General features: G+C 38.0%; 17 protein-coding genes. 1 reads left to right on the top strand and 16 read right to left on the bottom strand.

Translation table 11 applies throughout. The annotated features are described in order from the left end of the window. Positions 1–16: 16 nt before the first annotated feature. From LQV35_RS07610 to LQV35_RS07550, 13 genes are all read right to left on the bottom strand, one after another. Positions 17–334, bottom strand: coding sequence for a DMT family transporter (locus LQV35_RS07610; protein ID WP_230057277.1), 318 nt, complete (start codon positions 332–334; stop codon positions 17–19). Positions 335–346: 12 nt separating this feature from the next. Beyond that, complete coding sequence (locus LQV35_RS07605) at positions 347–1,861, bottom strand: 2-isopropylmalate synthase (protein ID WP_230057276.1); 1,515 nt, start codon at positions 1,859–1,861, stop codon at positions 347–349. A 132-nt stretch (positions 1,862–1,993) separates the two neighbouring features. Beyond that, on the bottom strand, positions 1,994–2,716 hold the full coding sequence (gene pssA / locus LQV35_RS07600) for a CDP-diacylglycerol--serine O-phosphatidyltransferase (RefSeq protein ID WP_230057275.1): 723 nt from the start codon (positions 2,714–2,716) through the stop codon (positions 1,994–1,996). Then, a complete protein-coding gene (locus LQV35_RS07595) occupies positions 2,709–3,332 on the bottom strand; it encodes a phosphatidylserine decarboxylase (RefSeq protein WP_230057274.1) in 624 nt (207 codons plus the stop codon). Before LQV35_RS07595 ends, pssA begins: the two co-directional genes overlap by 8 nt. After that, on the bottom strand, positions 3,332–5,287 hold the full coding sequence (gene ftsH / locus LQV35_RS07590) for an ATP-dependent zinc metalloprotease FtsH (RefSeq protein WP_230057273.1): 1,956 nt from the start codon (positions 5,285–5,287) through the stop codon (positions 3,332–3,334). Before ftsH ends, LQV35_RS07595 begins: the two co-directional genes overlap by 1 nt. Positions 5,288–5,302: 15 nt before the next feature. Continuing rightward, complete coding sequence (locus LQV35_RS07585) at positions 5,303–6,127, bottom strand: 50S ribosomal protein L11 methyltransferase (RefSeq protein WP_230057272.1); 825 nt, start codon at positions 6,125–6,127, stop codon at positions 5,303–5,305. Further along, on the bottom strand, positions 6,127–6,492 hold the full coding sequence (locus LQV35_RS07580) for a chemotaxis response regulator CheY (RefSeq protein ID WP_230057271.1): 366 nt from the start codon (positions 6,490–6,492) through the stop codon (positions 6,127–6,129). The genes LQV35_RS07585 and LQV35_RS07580 overlap by 1 nt, the downstream gene beginning before the upstream one ends. A gap of 68 nt (positions 6,493–6,560) precedes the next feature. After that, positions 6,561–7,271 (bottom strand): 1-(5-phosphoribosyl)-5-[(5-phosphoribosylamino)methylideneamino]imidazole-4-carboxamide isomerase, encoded by a 711-nt coding sequence (gene hisA / locus LQV35_RS07575; RefSeq protein WP_230057270.1) that lies wholly within the window; start codon positions 7,269–7,271, stop codon positions 6,561–6,563. Next, a complete protein-coding gene (gene hisH / locus LQV35_RS07570; RefSeq protein ID WP_230057269.1) occupies positions 7,271–7,882 on the bottom strand; it encodes an imidazole glycerol phosphate synthase subunit HisH in 612 nt (203 codons plus the stop codon). Before hisH ends, hisA begins: the two co-directional genes overlap by 1 nt. Beyond that, on the bottom strand, positions 7,879–8,775 hold the full coding sequence (locus tag LQV35_RS07565; protein ID WP_230057268.1) for a PDC sensor domain-containing protein: 897 nt from the start codon (positions 8,773–8,775) through the stop codon (positions 7,879–7,881). The genes hisH and LQV35_RS07565 overlap by 4 nt, the downstream gene beginning before the upstream one ends. A gap of 13 nt (positions 8,776–8,788) precedes the next feature. Beyond that, entirely contained in the window at positions 8,789–10,582 is a 1,794-nt protein-coding gene (gene pglF / locus LQV35_RS07560; RefSeq protein WP_230057267.1) for a UDP-N-acetylglucosamine 4,6-dehydratase (configuration-retaining), read from the bottom strand. After that, the gene (gene pglE, locus LQV35_RS07555) at positions 10,582–11,673 is read right to left on the bottom strand and encodes a UDP-N-acetylbacillosamine transaminase (protein WP_230057266.1); all 1,092 of its coding nucleotides are present in this window, start codon (positions 11,671–11,673) and stop codon (positions 10,582–10,584) included. Before pglE ends, pglF begins: the two co-directional genes overlap by 1 nt. A 90-nt stretch (positions 11,674–11,763) precedes the next feature. Continuing rightward, positions 11,764–11,949, bottom strand: coding sequence for a transcriptional regulator (locus tag LQV35_RS07550; protein ID WP_230057265.1), 186 nt, complete (start codon positions 11,947–11,949; stop codon positions 11,764–11,766). Between the two features lie 59 nt (positions 11,950–12,008). On the opposite strand from LQV35_RS07550, the gene LQV35_RS07545 reads away from it, so the two are divergent. Then, complete coding sequence (locus LQV35_RS07545) at positions 12,009–12,311, top strand: hypothetical protein (protein ID WP_230057264.1); 303 nt, start codon at positions 12,009–12,011, stop codon at positions 12,309–12,311. A gap of 32 nt (positions 12,312–12,343) precedes the next feature. Here the strand turns inward: LQV35_RS07545 and LQV35_RS07540 are convergent, their stop codons facing one another. From LQV35_RS07540 to LQV35_RS07530, 3 genes are read right to left on the bottom strand one after another with little or no spacing between them, the layout of a single operon-like run. Next, on the bottom strand, positions 12,344–12,919 hold the full coding sequence (locus tag LQV35_RS07540) for an acetyltransferase (protein ID WP_230057263.1): 576 nt from the start codon (positions 12,917–12,919) through the stop codon (positions 12,344–12,346). Positions 12,920–12,926: 7 nt separating this feature from the next. Next, positions 12,927–13,532 (bottom strand): sugar transferase, encoded by a 606-nt coding sequence (locus tag LQV35_RS07535; RefSeq protein WP_230057262.1) that lies wholly within the window; start codon positions 13,530–13,532, stop codon positions 12,927–12,929. After that, complete coding sequence (locus LQV35_RS07530; protein WP_230057261.1) at positions 13,525–14,640, bottom strand: glycosyltransferase family 4 protein; 1,116 nt, start codon at positions 14,638–14,640, stop codon at positions 13,525–13,527. Before LQV35_RS07530 ends, LQV35_RS07535 begins: the two co-directional genes overlap by 8 nt. Positions 14,641–14,685 lie beyond the last annotated feature (45 nt).

Below are 14,685 nucleotides of genomic sequence, written 5' to 3'. Positions count from 1 at the left end.
TAGTTTTAGGCACAAATTAGTGAGAAACTTTTAGCGTTATTACGCCAAGTATTATTAGTGCAACACCGATGTATTTACCAAGACTTGCGCTATCACCAAAAAATAAAACACCTACTAAAAATGCTCCAGCGGCACCTATACCAGTCCACACTGCATAGGCTGTACCCATAGGAATTTCACGCTGTGCTAAAAATAGTAAGTACCCACTAACAGCCATAAAGGCTATCGCTATAGCTGTACCCATAAAAGCCTTACCATCTTGCTGCGCTAGCTTTAGCCCCAGTGGCCAGCCTATCTCCATAAGACCAGCAGTTATTAAAAACACCCAAGCCATTTTATATCTTTATCATAGTTGCTTTATGCGCAGATGGCTATTAAGTGCGCCGATATATGCCTTTGCACTTGCCATCATCGTATCTATATCTAGTCCGTGCCCCATCACAGCGTGTGAGCCTTCAAACTCAACTTTTACATCAACCTTCGCAAGTGCATCTTTACCTTGCGAGACAGCAGTAACCTTGTAATCTTTTAGCACTCCGCCAATACCACTAATACGATCAATCACCTTAAATATCGCATCTGCTGTGCCGTTACCAAGAGCTGAATCACTAACAACTTTATCATTAAAATTAATGCTCATCGAAGCACTTGCAAGCCCCCCTGCACTACTTTGAAGAAGCCCCACTATCTCATAAGCTTGCGGTATACGAGTGATCTCTTCTGCAACAAGTGCCCTAATATCGTCATCAAACACCTCTTTTTTCTTATCAGCAAGCTCTTTAAATTTATCAAATGCCGTATTTAAAGCGTTCTCATCAAGGCTAAATCCAAGATGAGCAAGCTTATCTTTAAAGGCATGGCGTCCACTATGTTTACCAAGAACAAGTGAGTTTTTCTCAAGCCCTATGCTCTCAGCACTTATGATCTCATAAGTCTCTTTGTGCTTTAAAACACCATCTTGGTGGATACCGCTCTCATGAGCAAAAGCATTTTTGCCAACTATCGCTTTGTTTGGCTGAGGCTCGATGCCAGTGATGTTTGCGATAAGGCGAGAGCTAGGATAAATTTCTTTTGCTATGATATCAGTATAAAGTGGAGCAAATATATCCTTGCGAGTTTTTATAGCCATCACTATCTCTTCAAGCGCGGCATTACCAGCTCTCTCGCCAATACCATTTATCGTGCACTCAACCTGCCTTGCTCCAGCCAGTATGCAAGCTAGCGAATTTGCTGTAGCAAGACCAAGGTCATTGTGATTATGAACTGAAAGTACTGCTCTGCCGTCTATAAATTTTACCATTTCAGAGACCATCAAAGCAAGCTCTGTTGGCAAGCGATATCCAACTGTATCGGGCAAATTTATAGTCTTTGCGCCAGCTTGTATCACAGCTTCACAAATTTCTTTCATAAATACTATGTCACTTCTGCCAGCATCTTCGCAACTAAACTCAACATCTTCACAAAATGTCTTCGCAAATTTTACTGCCTCAACAGCACGACGCACAACCTCATCTGGCTTCATCTTTAGCTTATACTCCATATGTATCGGACTTGTAGCTATAAATGTATGAATTCGCTTAAATTTTGCAGGAGCAAGAGCCTCGCCAGCTGCTTTTATGTCACGCTCAACAGCACGAGCAAGTGAGCAAACACGGATACTTGATGCTTGTTTTGCGATCTGATTTACCGCATCAAAATCCCCAGGACTAGCCGCCGCAAATCCAGCCTCCATCACATCCACGCCAAGCCTTTCAAGCTGAAGTGCTATCTGTAACTTTTCGGCTGTGTTCATCGATGCACCAGGGCTTTGTTCGCCATCACGAAGTGTTGTATCAAATATTATTATTTTATTATTATCCATTTTTATTCCTTTATTTTATTTTGAAATTTAATTATGAGGTTAGATAGAAAATTTGCTACTTGCGTAGCAGCAGTAGAGAGTTTTTGATTTTAATTTGTGGTAAAAATTTTATTGATTTTGCGACACCAACACTCATGAACTCTCCTTTTTAAAATTTTTAAAAAACATTATAGTGGCTCTGATTATACCATAAAAAACATAAACACTCATGACGATGACCGCACTTTCTAGCGGATATAGATAAAGCATAGAAAATGCTATAACTAAACCAACCAAAATTCTCATCACATGAGCTTGCTCTAGGTTTATCTTTTTAAAGCTTGGATAGCGGATATTGCTTACCATAAGCACTGCCAAAACGCACTGCATAAATATATATATCCACTCAAAACCCTTAAGATCGTAATTAACATACATACCAACATAAAGCGCACTAACTATCGCAGCAGTGGGTATAGGAAGCCCTATAAATACATTTGGTTCATATGTGCCAGTAGTCACATTAAAACGAGCCAAACGAATAGCACCAAAAACGACAAACATAGCGCTTACAAGAACTCCAAATCTACCATAATGTTGTCCGATAGCAAGATAAAAAAGTATGGCTGGTGCGACTCCAAAAGCAACTAAATCAGCCAAACTATCAAACTCTACCCCAAATTTTGAAGTAGTTTTTGTAAGCCTAGCCACCCTACCATCAAGTCCATCCAAAATAAGAGATAATATAATCCAGATAATCGCCTTTTCATAATCGCCTTTAATGCTAGCTATAACACTAACAATGCCTAAAAATGCACTAGAAGCTGTGAAAAGATTTGGCAAAATGTACATTAATTGTGGTTTTTGATTATTCATTTACTGCTACCTTTTCTAAATATCCAAGCGTACTAAGGCTACGAATTTTCTCGCCTACACTAACACAAATTTTACTCTCAAGTGGTAAAAATAACACAATCTTACCACTTCCAAGAAAACCCAACTCATCGCCTTTTACAAAACTAGAAACATTTTGAACCTCAAGGCTACGAGAAAGCTCTCCAGCGACAAGTCGCATTGCAAATTTTAATCCATTATTTTGAAAAAAGTATATTGCTTTTTCGTTTAAGGCTGATGAAATTTTCATATATGAGCACAAAAACAGACCGTGTCTTTGCCTTAAAGTAGCTTGCTGGGCAGAAAATGGAGCATAAACAACACCAACTCCACACAAAGACTTTAAGATGGTAAGTCTTGTATATTGCTTACCCTCAAGCTCAGCCTTTGAAATTTCTAAAATTTTTCCGTCAATGGGAGCTAAAATTTGTGTCTCATCTGTTGACTTTATGCTGTTTTTTCGCTCCCTAAAAAAGATAACACAAGCTATAAAAATAAATATAAAAAAACACTCAAATATATCAAAATTTAAAGATACAAGCATTAGTATAAGTGTTATGATAATATACTTGTAGCCGTATTTTGATATATATTGCATTACTCGCCCTTGGTCTCCTGAGCAGCTTCATCTTTTGGCTCTTTTTGGCTCTTTTTATCATCATCTTCAACAAGCCTACTTTCAAGCCCATTTTCTTGCTCAAAATTTCTAATAATCTCACGTACCTTATCGCCCTCGATAGTTTCGCTCTCATAAAGCGCACTTACCATATTCTCAATAGCCCCGCTATATGTTTTTAGCGTTTCTAAAACTGCTTCGTAACGCTCTTTTAGCATCTCTTTTACCGTATCATCAACCATTTGCGCAGTTTTATCACTATAATCTTTAATAGTTTGACCACCAAGGAAATTGCTACGCTGCTTTTCAAGCACCATAAGCCCTGCAACTTCACTCATACCATACATACTAATCATAGACTTAAATATATCAGTCGCACGCTCAAGATCATTGCTAGCACCAGTTGAAATTTCTTTTATAAAGACCTCTTCAGCTGCTCTTCCGCCAAGTAAAACATCAACTTCAGCGATAAGCTCATGTTTTTGCATCAAAAATTTATTCTCTTCTGGACGATTTAGCGTATATCCAAGCGCAGCTAAGCCACGCGGAACAACCGAAACCTTTGTAACCCGTTTTGCGCCTTTAGTAACCTCTGCTATAAGTGCATGTCCGCTTTCATGATAGGTAACAATGCGTTTTTCTTTTTCATTTACGCGGCGTGATTTTTTCTCAAGTCCAGCGATAGAGCGCTCCACAGCCTCTATAAGATCAGCTTGCTCGACCTCTGGTTTTGAACTTCTGCCAGCTAAAAGGGCTGCTTCGTTTATGATATTTTGAAGATCTGCACCAGCTAGACCTGTTGTAAGCCTTCCAATCTCGTCAAGATCAACATTTTTTGAAATTTTTACATCTTTCATATGGACTTTTAATATATCTATCCTGCCCTTAAAATCTGGCTTATCTACCAGAACTTGGCGGTCAAAACGACCAGGTCTTAAAAGTGCGGCATCAAGTACTTCTGGGCGGTTTGTAGCTGCTATAACGATAACAGGCAATTTATCCGCACCAAAGCCATCCATCTCAGAAAGCAACTGGTTAAGAGTTTGTTCGCGCTCATCGTTTCCACCCATAGGACCAGAATTTCTACTCTTTCCAATAGCATCTATCTCATCTATAAATACTATGGCTGGGCTCTCTTTTTTTGCACTTTCAAAAAGATCACGAACACGACTTGCACCAACACCCACAAACATCTCTATAAAACTTGAAGCTGACATAGAAAAAAACGGCACATCAGCCTCGCCAGCTACAGCTCTTGCAAGTAGGGTCTTGCCAGTACCAGGAGGTCCTACTAGCAAAATTCCTTTTGGAATTTTCGCACCGAGACGAAGGTATTTATCAGGATTTTTAAGATAATCAACTATCTCTACAACTTCCTCTTTTGCCTCTTCAACACCAGCAACATCATCAAATTTTACAGTCGGCTTCTCTGAGTTTATTAACTTTTTTGCACTTCCAATACCAAGAATGCCTCCGCCCATATTTTTTTGCATACGACTAGCAAGAAACATCCAAATTCCAAAAAATATAAACACAGGCAACACCCATGAAAACATTAGCTCTGCGAGCCAGTTTGTATCATTATACGCTTTATACTCAACACCTACGCTATCAAGAAGCGGGATAAAGGTAGGGTCTGAGTGAATACGCCTTGTTATGTATATATTTTGGTTAGTTCCTAAAGCGCGTATAGTTCCATCTGAAATTTCAACCTTTGCGATCTGCTTGCCAGAAACCATCGCCTTTAGCTCTGAATATGAGACATTTTTGGTAGAGTTTGTACCACCATCAATCCCCATATTGCCGATACTATCGCCAGTTAAACTTCTAAAAACTAAAACTATAACAATCGCAAAAATAGCAAAGATGAATATTGGATTTTTATTAAAAAATCCGCCACCATTGCCATTGTTTTTATTTTGAGAATTTTGATTCATTATTTTCCTTAAATTTTACTTTTTAAAGACAAAACTAACCCAATCATTCACCTGTTTTTTCTCAACAAGCTCAAGGTCAGCAAAGTCTGCAAGTATCCGCTCTTCATATTTTTGCAAAATACCTGAAAGTAGTAAGTATGCACCATTTTTTAAAATATTTTTTAAATCTTTTTTTAGCATAAAAATAACATCTGCTATGATATTTGCCACAACAATGTCATATTTTTGTTCCAAATTTGAGATAGAGCCAGTCCAAATTTTATCTAACTGTACTTTGTTTAAAAGAGCATTTTGCTGGCTACTTTGTGTTGCAAGCTCATCTGTGTCGCATGCTTGTACGATACAGCCAAGCTTTGCCAACGCTATACTTAAAATCCCGCTTCCACACCCAACATCTAGCGCAAGATCGCCACTTTTAGCATATTTTTGCAAAAAAAGCAAACAAGAGCTGGTGCTTTCATGGTGTCCTGAACCAAACGCTAAAGCTGGATCTATAACGATGTTTTCTAAACTATCATCTTGAGCTTCCCAGCTTGGACGAATATAAAATTTTCCCAAAGCAACTGGCTTTACGCCGCTCTTATACTCGTTTATCCAGTCTTTGTTATCTTTTTGAAGTATCTGAGTTTTTAAGTCATTTAAAACACCAAAATGCGACGAGAGTTTTGTAATATACTCGCAAACCCCCCACCCTATGTGGCTTAGATCTTCCTCGTCTCGTACAAGTATCTCGCCATCTTTTTCCTCTACACAAGTAATACCAAACGAGAAGAGAAGCTCCAAAATTTCATCATAAAAATTAGAGCTTTTTATGCTCAGTTCGTAAAATTTATCCCTCATTAGCCAAGAACATCTTCAAGTTTTTCTTTTAAAACTTGCGGCGTAAATGGCTTAACTATATAGTTATTTACCCCAGCTTTTAAAGCCGTAATAACCTCAGCCTTACCACCCTCAGTTGTAACCATAATGATAGGCATATCTGCATATTTTGACTCTGCGCGTACTTTTTTCACAAGCTCAAGTCCGTTCATCTCTGGCATATTCCAGTCAGTTACAAGAACTTGCACATCTGGATGTTGTCCTAGCAAAGCCCAAGCCTCAACTCCATGTTCAGCTTCTAAGACCTCTTCATGTCCAAGTCTTTGTAGTGTGTTTTTAATAATTCTTCTCATAGTTGAGCTATCATCTACAACCAAAATTTTCACAATCATATCCTTTGTAAGAAAAAATTACTATATTCTAGCAAATTTTATATTGATTAAAGCTTTAAAATTTATAAAAGTGATTTAAAAGCTCTTTTTAAGTCGATTTTACCTTCATAAAAAGCCTTACCAACAATAACACCGCCCATCTCACTACTGTTTTTTAGCTCCAAAACATCTTCAAAAGAGCTTACGCCACCACTTGCTATCGTCTCAACGCCACTTGTTCTTGCTATTTGAAGCGTAAAATCTAAATTTACCCCACCAAGCATACCATCTTTACTAATATCTGTGCAAATTATCGCCCTTACTCCAGCGTTAGCAAATTCTCTAGCAAGATCAACCGCAGGCATATCACTTACATCAGCCCAGCCCTCGGTCGCCACATAGCCGTTTTTTGCGTCAATACCAACAACTATAGGATAAGCCTTTGCCATTTCTCTCACAAAATTTGGATCTTTAAGTGCCACAGAGCCCAAAATAACACGACTAACTCCCATATCAAGATATCTATTTATGCGACCTTCATCTCTTATGCCACCGCCGACTTGCACCTGCAAATTTGTTGAACTTACTATCTTTTTTATAACTTCAAAATTTATAACATCTCCAGCAAATGCACCATCAAGATCAACTACATGAAGCCACTTTGCGCCCATTTGTTCAAACTCTTTTGCCAGCTCCCAAGGCCTATCTGAATACACTTTTGCAGTAGCCATATCGCCCTTACTTAACCTTACTGCTTTGCCATCTTTTAAATCTATAGCAGGGAAAATTTCCATCAAAGCTCCTTAAAGTTCTTTAAAATTTTAAGTCCAGTATCATGACTTTTTTCAGGGTGAGGCTGAAAGCCAAAAACATTATCCTTTGCAACAGCAGAGATAAAGTTATAGCCATATTTGCTAACGCCAAGAACAACATCATCTTCACAAACAGCGTGAAAACTATGCACAAAGTAAAAATACTCGCTATCTTTTAAACCTTTATTTATCGCAGTTTGTTTTTTAAAATTTACCGTATTCCAGCCAACATGAGGAACTTTAAGTGGGGTTATAAATTTATCATTTTGAAATTTTACAACCTTGCCACTTATTAGCCCAAGTCCAGCACTAAAACCAAACTCATCACTCTGATCAAAAAGCAGCTGCATACCAAGACAAATTCCCAAAAAAGGCTTTGAGCTAGCGACAAAATCCTTTATAGCTTCGTCTAAATTTGCACTTTTTAATCTTTGCATTGCCTCTGAAAATGCGCCAACTCCAGGCAAAATAAGTTTGTCATAGCTCTTTAGTTTATCCGCATCGCTAACAAGCGTAGCTTTAGCGCCTATCTTTTCAAAAGCATTCATAACGCTTTGTATATTCCCAGCACCATAGTCAATAATAGCTATCATTTAATAACCTGTTTTTTCACACTAAATAAATAAACACTAAGCGCTATCATAAGCATCGCAACACCGCCTATTAGATATATCGCATTTATTATATTTTCAGGAGCGGTGATGGCAAATTTAAAGACAAGCATAAGTGCCTCAATCGCAAGTGCAATGATGATAGAGCCAATAAATCGCACCATAGTCTTATACAGCAATGTATCTTCATTATGACCTCGCCCGATAACCTCTTCTTCAAATATAGTCTTAACCAGGTCAAATATAGCAAGTGCTAGCGTAAGGATAATGGTCGATGCAAAAACCTCTTCAATATCTATATGATGGATACTTTTTGAAAGAAAACTTTTGACCGCATAGCCAAACAAAAAAGCACAGATGATAAAAAGCGCACCGCAAAATAGAGTATATACAAATTTTAAAAATTTACCAAAATAGTTTTCAATAACACCAGTATCAACTATCTTTAGCAAATTTATAAGCGAAATATCAAGACAAGCTATATATAAAAGCTCATTTTTATCATTAAATATCGGCATACTTGCGGTAACACATAGCGTGCCGTTTAAATTTGAAGGATATGGATCGCTTAAAACTGGTGTTTTTTCACGCATTACGCGGTAATAATAGGCATTGTTTATATGACTTTTTGTTTCGCGCTCAGCGTTTGATGGATTTATACTTACGCTGTCGCCTATTTGAACTCCATTTTTATCAAGTATATAGTAAGCATCAAAGCTTGGAATTTCTTGTGTTATCTTCTCAAAACCCTCTTTTATACTTTGGACTGAAACACCAGGCAGATGGTTTGGTAAATTTCGCTCAAAAAGGTAGAAAATGTAAGCTCTTGCTTTATATCGTATCTCACTAAAGCGTTGTATATCTTTTATGACCAAATTTTATCCTTTTTTAGTTATTTAATGCATGGTTAAACTCAGGCACTATGTTTTTAAGTGCAGCTGAAATTTGAGCATTTTCAAGAGTTAAAAGCTCTTTTATCTGGGCATTTAAAAGCTCTAAATCATATGGATCTGAGCGTGTTACAAATATGCTTTCAAACTTTGTCTTTGCGTCATCAGCATTTATAAGCAGCTCTTCATAAAGCTTTTCTCCAGTTCTAAGCCCAACAAATTCTATCCCGAGATGCTCTTTTTTAGAGAGTATAAGCATCTTTTTGGCAAGATCAACTATCTTTATAGGTTCGCCCATATCAAGCACAAAAAGTTCGCCCCCATTTGCAATAGAAGCAGCCTGCAAGACAAGCTGGCAAGCCTCACTTGTTAGCATAAAATAGCGCGTAATATCAGGGTGCGTAACACTTAGTGGTTTGTTTTTAGCTATCTGCTCTTTAAATTTTGGTATAACTGAACCAGATGAACCAAGTACATTTCCAAAGCGAACACAAACTATCTCGCATACGCCTTGTTGGTTTGAATTTAGTGCATAAAGTTCGCAAACGCGCTTTGTTGTGCCCATTATGTTTGTTGGACGAACAGCCTTATCTGAGCTTATCATCACAACTTTTTTTACGCCATAGTATTTTGATAGATCTATAACATGTTTTGTTCCCATGATATTATTTTCAACGGCTGAGCGCGGGTTTAGCTCACAAAGAGGAACATGCTTATAAGCAGCTGCATGTAAAACTATCTCTGGTTTAAACTCATAAAAAATAGCCTTTAGTTCATCAAAATTTATGATATTTACTAACTTACTAACGGTTCTTACATCTTTTGTGTCTTCTGCGATCTTATAAAGATTATACTCGCTATGATCAACCATTATAAGCTGTTTAACGCCAAATTTTAAACATTGTTTGCATATCTCACTTCCGATACTACCGCCAGCCCCAGTTACGAGTGCGACTTTATCTTTTAAGAAATTTGCGATGATTTGAGGATCTAAATCTTTTGGTTTTCGCGCCAAAAGATCCTCGATAGATATATCTTTTATCGGCTCATTTTCAACAAGCGAAAACATCTTTACATCGCGAATTCCATAACTTGTTAGCTCATCAAAGATAACTTGTAAATCATCTTGACTTAGAGCAAGTGCGATGATGGCAGTTTTTACATTGTACTCTTTTATAATAGCCGGAATTTCTACCTTATCTTGAACCAAAAAACCATCACAATATGTGCCGATAAGATCTGCTCTACCATCAACTACACCCACCGCATAATAATCAAGATATCCCTGCCTTAGTCCGTTTAAAACATGTATAGCCTTTGTTGTTGCGCCAAAGACTATGCAAGGCTCGCCCTTATGCGGTTTTGTCGAAAAGTCAAGAAACATACGCTTTGAAATTCTTAAAGCTCCCACCATAAGACAAGATATCAAAAGATCTATCGAGATAACGCTTTGAGGATATGGATTTAGATAATCTTGCACTATGAAATATATCACACTAAAAAGCACAGTTGCACAAATGTGTGCTAGGAAAATTTTGCGCGCCTCATTTAGTCCAAAAAATCTCCAAGGCACCTTATAAATTTTAAAGATCCACATAAAAACAAGCTTAAAAACAACCAACAGCCCCATCGTGACAAAAAGTCCATTATAAAAAATTTCGGGGATATTTCCATTAAATCTAAGCAAATATGCAAAATATATAGATGCTACAAATATCAAAGTATCAGCAAGAACAAAAAACACTAAACGCTTTAGTTTAGTCGCCTTAAATACCGCCTGAAAGTCACTCATCAAACGCTCTCTTTTATGATTTTTATAACTCGCTCTTGCGTTTTTTCATCTAAACAAGAGCCGCTCGGTAAGCAAATTCCACGCTCAAACAAGCTCTCGCTCGTGCCATCAACTACGCTTAAAGCACCTTTAAAAACAGGCTGTAAATGCATAGGTTTCCACAATGGACGGCTTTCGATATTTTGCTTAGAAAGTGCCTCTATCACGCGTAAATGCACGCCTTTTTCTTTAAAAATGCCAGTTGTTAGCCAGCGATTACCGCGAGAGTTTTCAAGCTCTGGCATAAACTCGATCACACCATTAAGCTCACGCTCATAAATTTCAAAAACAGCCCTTTTTGCTAAAACTCTTTGTTCTAAAATTTCCATTTGCGCCACGCCAACAGCGCCCAAAATGTTGCTAAGGCGGTAGTTATATCCATAGTCGCTATGTTCATAATGCAAAAACGGCTCGCGAGCTTGAGTGCTATAAAAACGAGCTTTTTCTACCAGTGCTTCATCGCCTACAAGCATTCCACCGCCGCTTGTTGTGATGATTTTGTTGCCATTAAAGCTATAAACTCCAAGCCTTCCAAATGTTCCAAGTGCCTTGCCATCATAAAATCCGCCAAGTGCCTCAGCCGCATCTTCAACAAGTGCTATGCCTTCATTTTGGCAAATTTCAACTATCTCACGCATCTTTGAAGCCTGCCCATAAAGGTGCGTTAAAACCAAGGCTTTTGGCTTTTTAGAAGCTTTGGTTATCGCTTTTTTTAGTAGCTCTGGACTTAAATTCCAACTCTCATCACAGTCTATAAAAATCGGCGTTGCCTTTTCATAAAGTATCGGCGAAACTGACGCCATAAATGTAAAGCTAGACGCAAGCACCACATCGCCCTGCCCAACGCCCAAAACCCTAAGTGCCAGATGAAGTCCAGCCGTGCCTGAACTAAGTGCTAGTGCATCTTTTGCGCCAGTATAGGTCTTTATGCTTGCTTCAAATTTATTTACATACTCACCAAGCGGTGCTATGTAGTTACTTTTAAAAACTTCACTTATATACTCTTGCTCTTTGCCACTCATGTTTGGTGGCGATAAAAAAACCCTATCCATAGTATTTTCCTTAAAAATTTAGGTGAATTTTAGCACTTAATATTTAATTTTAAATTATTTTTTGAAATTTTTGTGTTTTATGGTAGAAATTTAGGACTTTTTAGCGATATCTTCTTTTATGATATCATCGATTTTTGATAGTTCTTCGTAGTTTGATTTGCTCTGTTGTATGGCTTCATCAAATTTAAACCCAAGCATTACGATACGATATAAATTTGGCTTGTTTTTACGCCAGTTATAAAGTGTAGCGACATCTATATCAAGATGATACGCCATATCTCGCTTAGTTTTTTTTCAAGAGATATGCTACCAAATTACATCAAGAAGCAGTTGGCGTGACAATAGCTAGAAGCACGCCTTATAACTGCACCGTTTTAGGTGAGATAGGAGGCAGAAGCGATACTGTGCTTGGTGCCGTGGGTGCAAATTTGCAAACTCTAAGAGATAGTGCGATAAATGATGCTAAAAACACAGCCTCACAAGTTGTTGGTGCAAATAAGCGAATAATGCTTAGAATTTTTAATGAAAAAGCAGTTTGCATGCAAGCAAATAGACCTGTGAATTGCACAGAGCATGAGATAGGTCTTATACGCTCATATAGACTTAACGCACAGGTCTTTGACTGCGGTGAAAAATAACTAAATTGTGTGGCATATGGCTACACAGTTTTCTATCTCTTAACTCTAGCTGGCACTCCATACGCCGTTATGGTATCTGGTAAATCTCGCACAACTACACTGCCAGCACCGATAGTGCAGTCCTTGCCGATACTTATTCCTTGAATAACACTTGAACCGATACCGATGTGCGTTCTGGATCCTACTTTTACATTTCCAGCAATGGCTGTGTTTGGGCTGATATGAGCAAACTCACCCACCACACACTCATGCTCAATGATCGCACCAGTATTGATGATAGCACCGCGTTTTATCACGGCTTTTGCGTTTATCACGGCATTTGGCATGATAACCACTCCGCGTTCTATCACGGTACTTGGACTTAAAACCGCACTTTTATGAACCAAACTAACCACGTTAAATCCAGCACTTTCAACCTTCTTTTGTAAAATTTCACGAGTTTTATTATCTCCGACAGCGATAAATATATCAGCTTTTGGCAGTTCTTGGCTAAACTTCATATCGCTTTTATCATCTAAAAAAACTATCTCGCTATACCCCAAATTTTTGGCGATATCAGCCACCACAAGCCCATGTCCGCTAGAGCCGTAAATGTAAATTTTACTCATATTTTTCCTAGTTAAATCCGTTAAATTTCTCAGTCGTTACCATGCCGTCTTTACTAACGCCATCTTTTTTGATGACCTTTTTTATGGTAAGAAGTGCGATTTTAACATCCATTTTTAGGCTTAAATTTTTAGCATATTCGGTGTCGTATTCAAATTTCTTAGCCCAGCTTATCGCGTTTCTGCCATTTACCTGTGCAAGTCCAGTAATGCCGGGTCTTACATCATGGCGTTTGGCTTGCTCAGCACTGTAAAGCGACAGATACTCAGGCAAAAGTGGTCTTGGACCTATGAAGCTCATGTCGCCTTTTAACACATTAAAAAGCTGTGGAAGCTCATCAAGGCTAAGACTGCGAAGCTTTTTACCAAACTCGCCAAGCCTTAGCTCATCAGCCAAAAGTTCGCCGTTTTCATCACGCTCATCGCTCATTGATTTAAACTTATAAATTTTAAAGATTTTGCCGTGAAGTCCAGGTCTATTTTGCGTAAAAATCGGATCAGTTTTCAGCTTAAACCTTATCAAAATCCAAAGAATTATCATAATAGGCAATGTTAGGCTTATTAATAACAACGCACCAAAAAAATCTAAAAATCGCTTAAAAAACGCCCTATACATCGATAAATTTCCTATAAAGTTCAATATATTTTTCTGCTATTATTCGCTCATCAAACTGTTCTAAAACCATCTGTCTGCCGTTTTCTCCAAGTCTTTTAGCTAAAATTTCATCATCAAGCAGGCTTTGTATTTTTTCAGCCAAGCTTTTTGCATCTGCAACCTTACACAAAAGTCCATTTACGCCGCTTAAAACAGCTTCATTACAGCCTGTAACATCGCTTGCTACGACCGCTTTTGCCATACTCATAGCCTCTAAAATCGTCCTTGGAAAGCCCTCTTTATAGCTTGGTAAAACCAGCATATAACTAGCCTTTAAAAGCCCGGCTACATCATCTCTTGCGCCAAGGTAGAGGACATTACCACTTGTTAGAAATTTTATATCAGCTGTTGAGCTGTTGCCATCAAAACTCTCGCCAACATAGACAAACTCACAGTCCGTGCGATCTTTTAAAATTTGCGCCGCTTCATAAAACTCACGCACGCCCTTATGCCACATCGCACGAGCTATCATCAAAACTATCTTTTTCTCGCCTAAATTTGCTGATGTTACCGCGTCTGGATCGAATTTATCGGTATTTACGCCAACGCTTTTTATCTTAAAAATTTTCTCTTTTTTTATTAAGCCTTTGCTTTCAAAATAGTTTGGATCACTATCATTTACAAACACGCAACCATCGCTTAAACCAAGGGCTTTTTTATACAAAATTTCTATGCCAAAACGCACAAGTTTAGTCTTTAAATCATCATCTATATAAAAGCTTCCAAGCCCCTCGACTAAATTTATCACGCGTTTTATCCCCGCTTTTTTGGCGGCAAATGTGCCAAATACGTTTGATTTATGAGCCGATGTTTGAAGCAAGTCTAGGTTTAAGTTTTTTAGGACAAGGCTAAGTTTTTGGCTGTTTTTTAGCACGACAAGCGGGTTTAGACTGGCTCTATCAAGCTCGTAAGTAACGACATTAAACTCAGATTTTAGCCTTTTTGCAAACTCACCATCAGGACATATCGCAAATACTTCATGCCCTAGCTCTTGCAAGGCTCTCATTATGGGGCTTCTGAAAAAATAAATGCTCATATCAGCGTGAGATAAAAAGCCTATCCTAGCCATTTTTGGCCCCTTTTTGAAGTTTGTTATTAAACAAAAATATCATTT

It is taken from the genome of Campylobacter suis (genome assembly GCF_905120475.1).
Taxonomy (GTDB): domain Bacteria; phylum Campylobacterota; class Campylobacteria; order Campylobacterales; family Campylobacteraceae; genus Campylobacter_A; species Campylobacter_A suis.
This window is presented reverse-complemented; position numbering and strand designations above follow the sequence as displayed.

Coding starts and splice junctions, on each gene's coding strand:
- pglE (WP_230057266.1), bottom strand. CDS start 11,673: ATGGATAGGGTTTTTTTATCGCCACCAAACATGAGTGGCAAAGAGCAA.
- pglF (WP_230057267.1), bottom strand. CDS start 10,582: ATGAGTGACTTTCAGGCGGTATTTAAGGCGACTAAACTAAAGCGTTTA.
- LQV35_RS07595 (WP_230057274.1), bottom strand. CDS start 3,332: ATGCAATATATATCAAAATACGGCTACAAGTATATTATCATAACACTT.
- LQV35_RS07540 (WP_230057263.1), bottom strand. CDS start 12,919: ATGAGTAAAATTTACATTTACGGCTCTAGCGGACATGGGCTTGTGGTG.
- LQV35_RS07605 (WP_230057276.1), bottom strand. CDS start 1,861: ATGGATAATAATAAAATAATAATATTTGATACAACACTTCGTGATGGC.
- LQV35_RS07550 (WP_230057265.1), bottom strand. CDS start 11,949: ATGGCGTATCATCTTGATATAGATGTCGCTACACTTTATAACTGGCGT.
- LQV35_RS07535 (WP_230057262.1), bottom strand. CDS start 13,532: ATGTATAGGGCGTTTTTTAAGCGATTTTTAGATTTTTTTGGTGCGTTG.
- hisA (WP_230057270.1), bottom strand. CDS start 7,271: ATGGAAATTTTCCCTGCTATAGATTTAAAAGATGGCAAAGCAGTAAGG.
- LQV35_RS07585 (WP_230057272.1), bottom strand. CDS start 6,127: ATGAGGGATAAATTTTACGAACTGAGCATAAAAAGCTCTAATTTTTAT.
- hisH (WP_230057269.1), bottom strand. CDS start 7,882: ATGATAGCTATTATTGACTATGGTGCTGGGAATATACAAAGCGTTATG.
- LQV35_RS07610 (WP_230057277.1), bottom strand. CDS start 334: ATGGCTTGGGTGTTTTTAATAACTGCTGGTCTTATGGAGATAGGCTGG.
- pssA (WP_230057275.1), bottom strand. CDS start 2,716: ATGAATAATCAAAAACCACAATTAATGTACATTTTGCCAAATCTTTTC.
- ftsH (WP_230057273.1), bottom strand. CDS start 5,287: ATGAATCAAAATTCTCAAAATAAAAACAATGGCAATGGTGGCGGATTT.
- LQV35_RS07530 (WP_230057261.1), bottom strand. CDS start 14,640: ATGGCTAGGATAGGCTTTTTATCTCACGCTGATATGAGCATTTATTTT.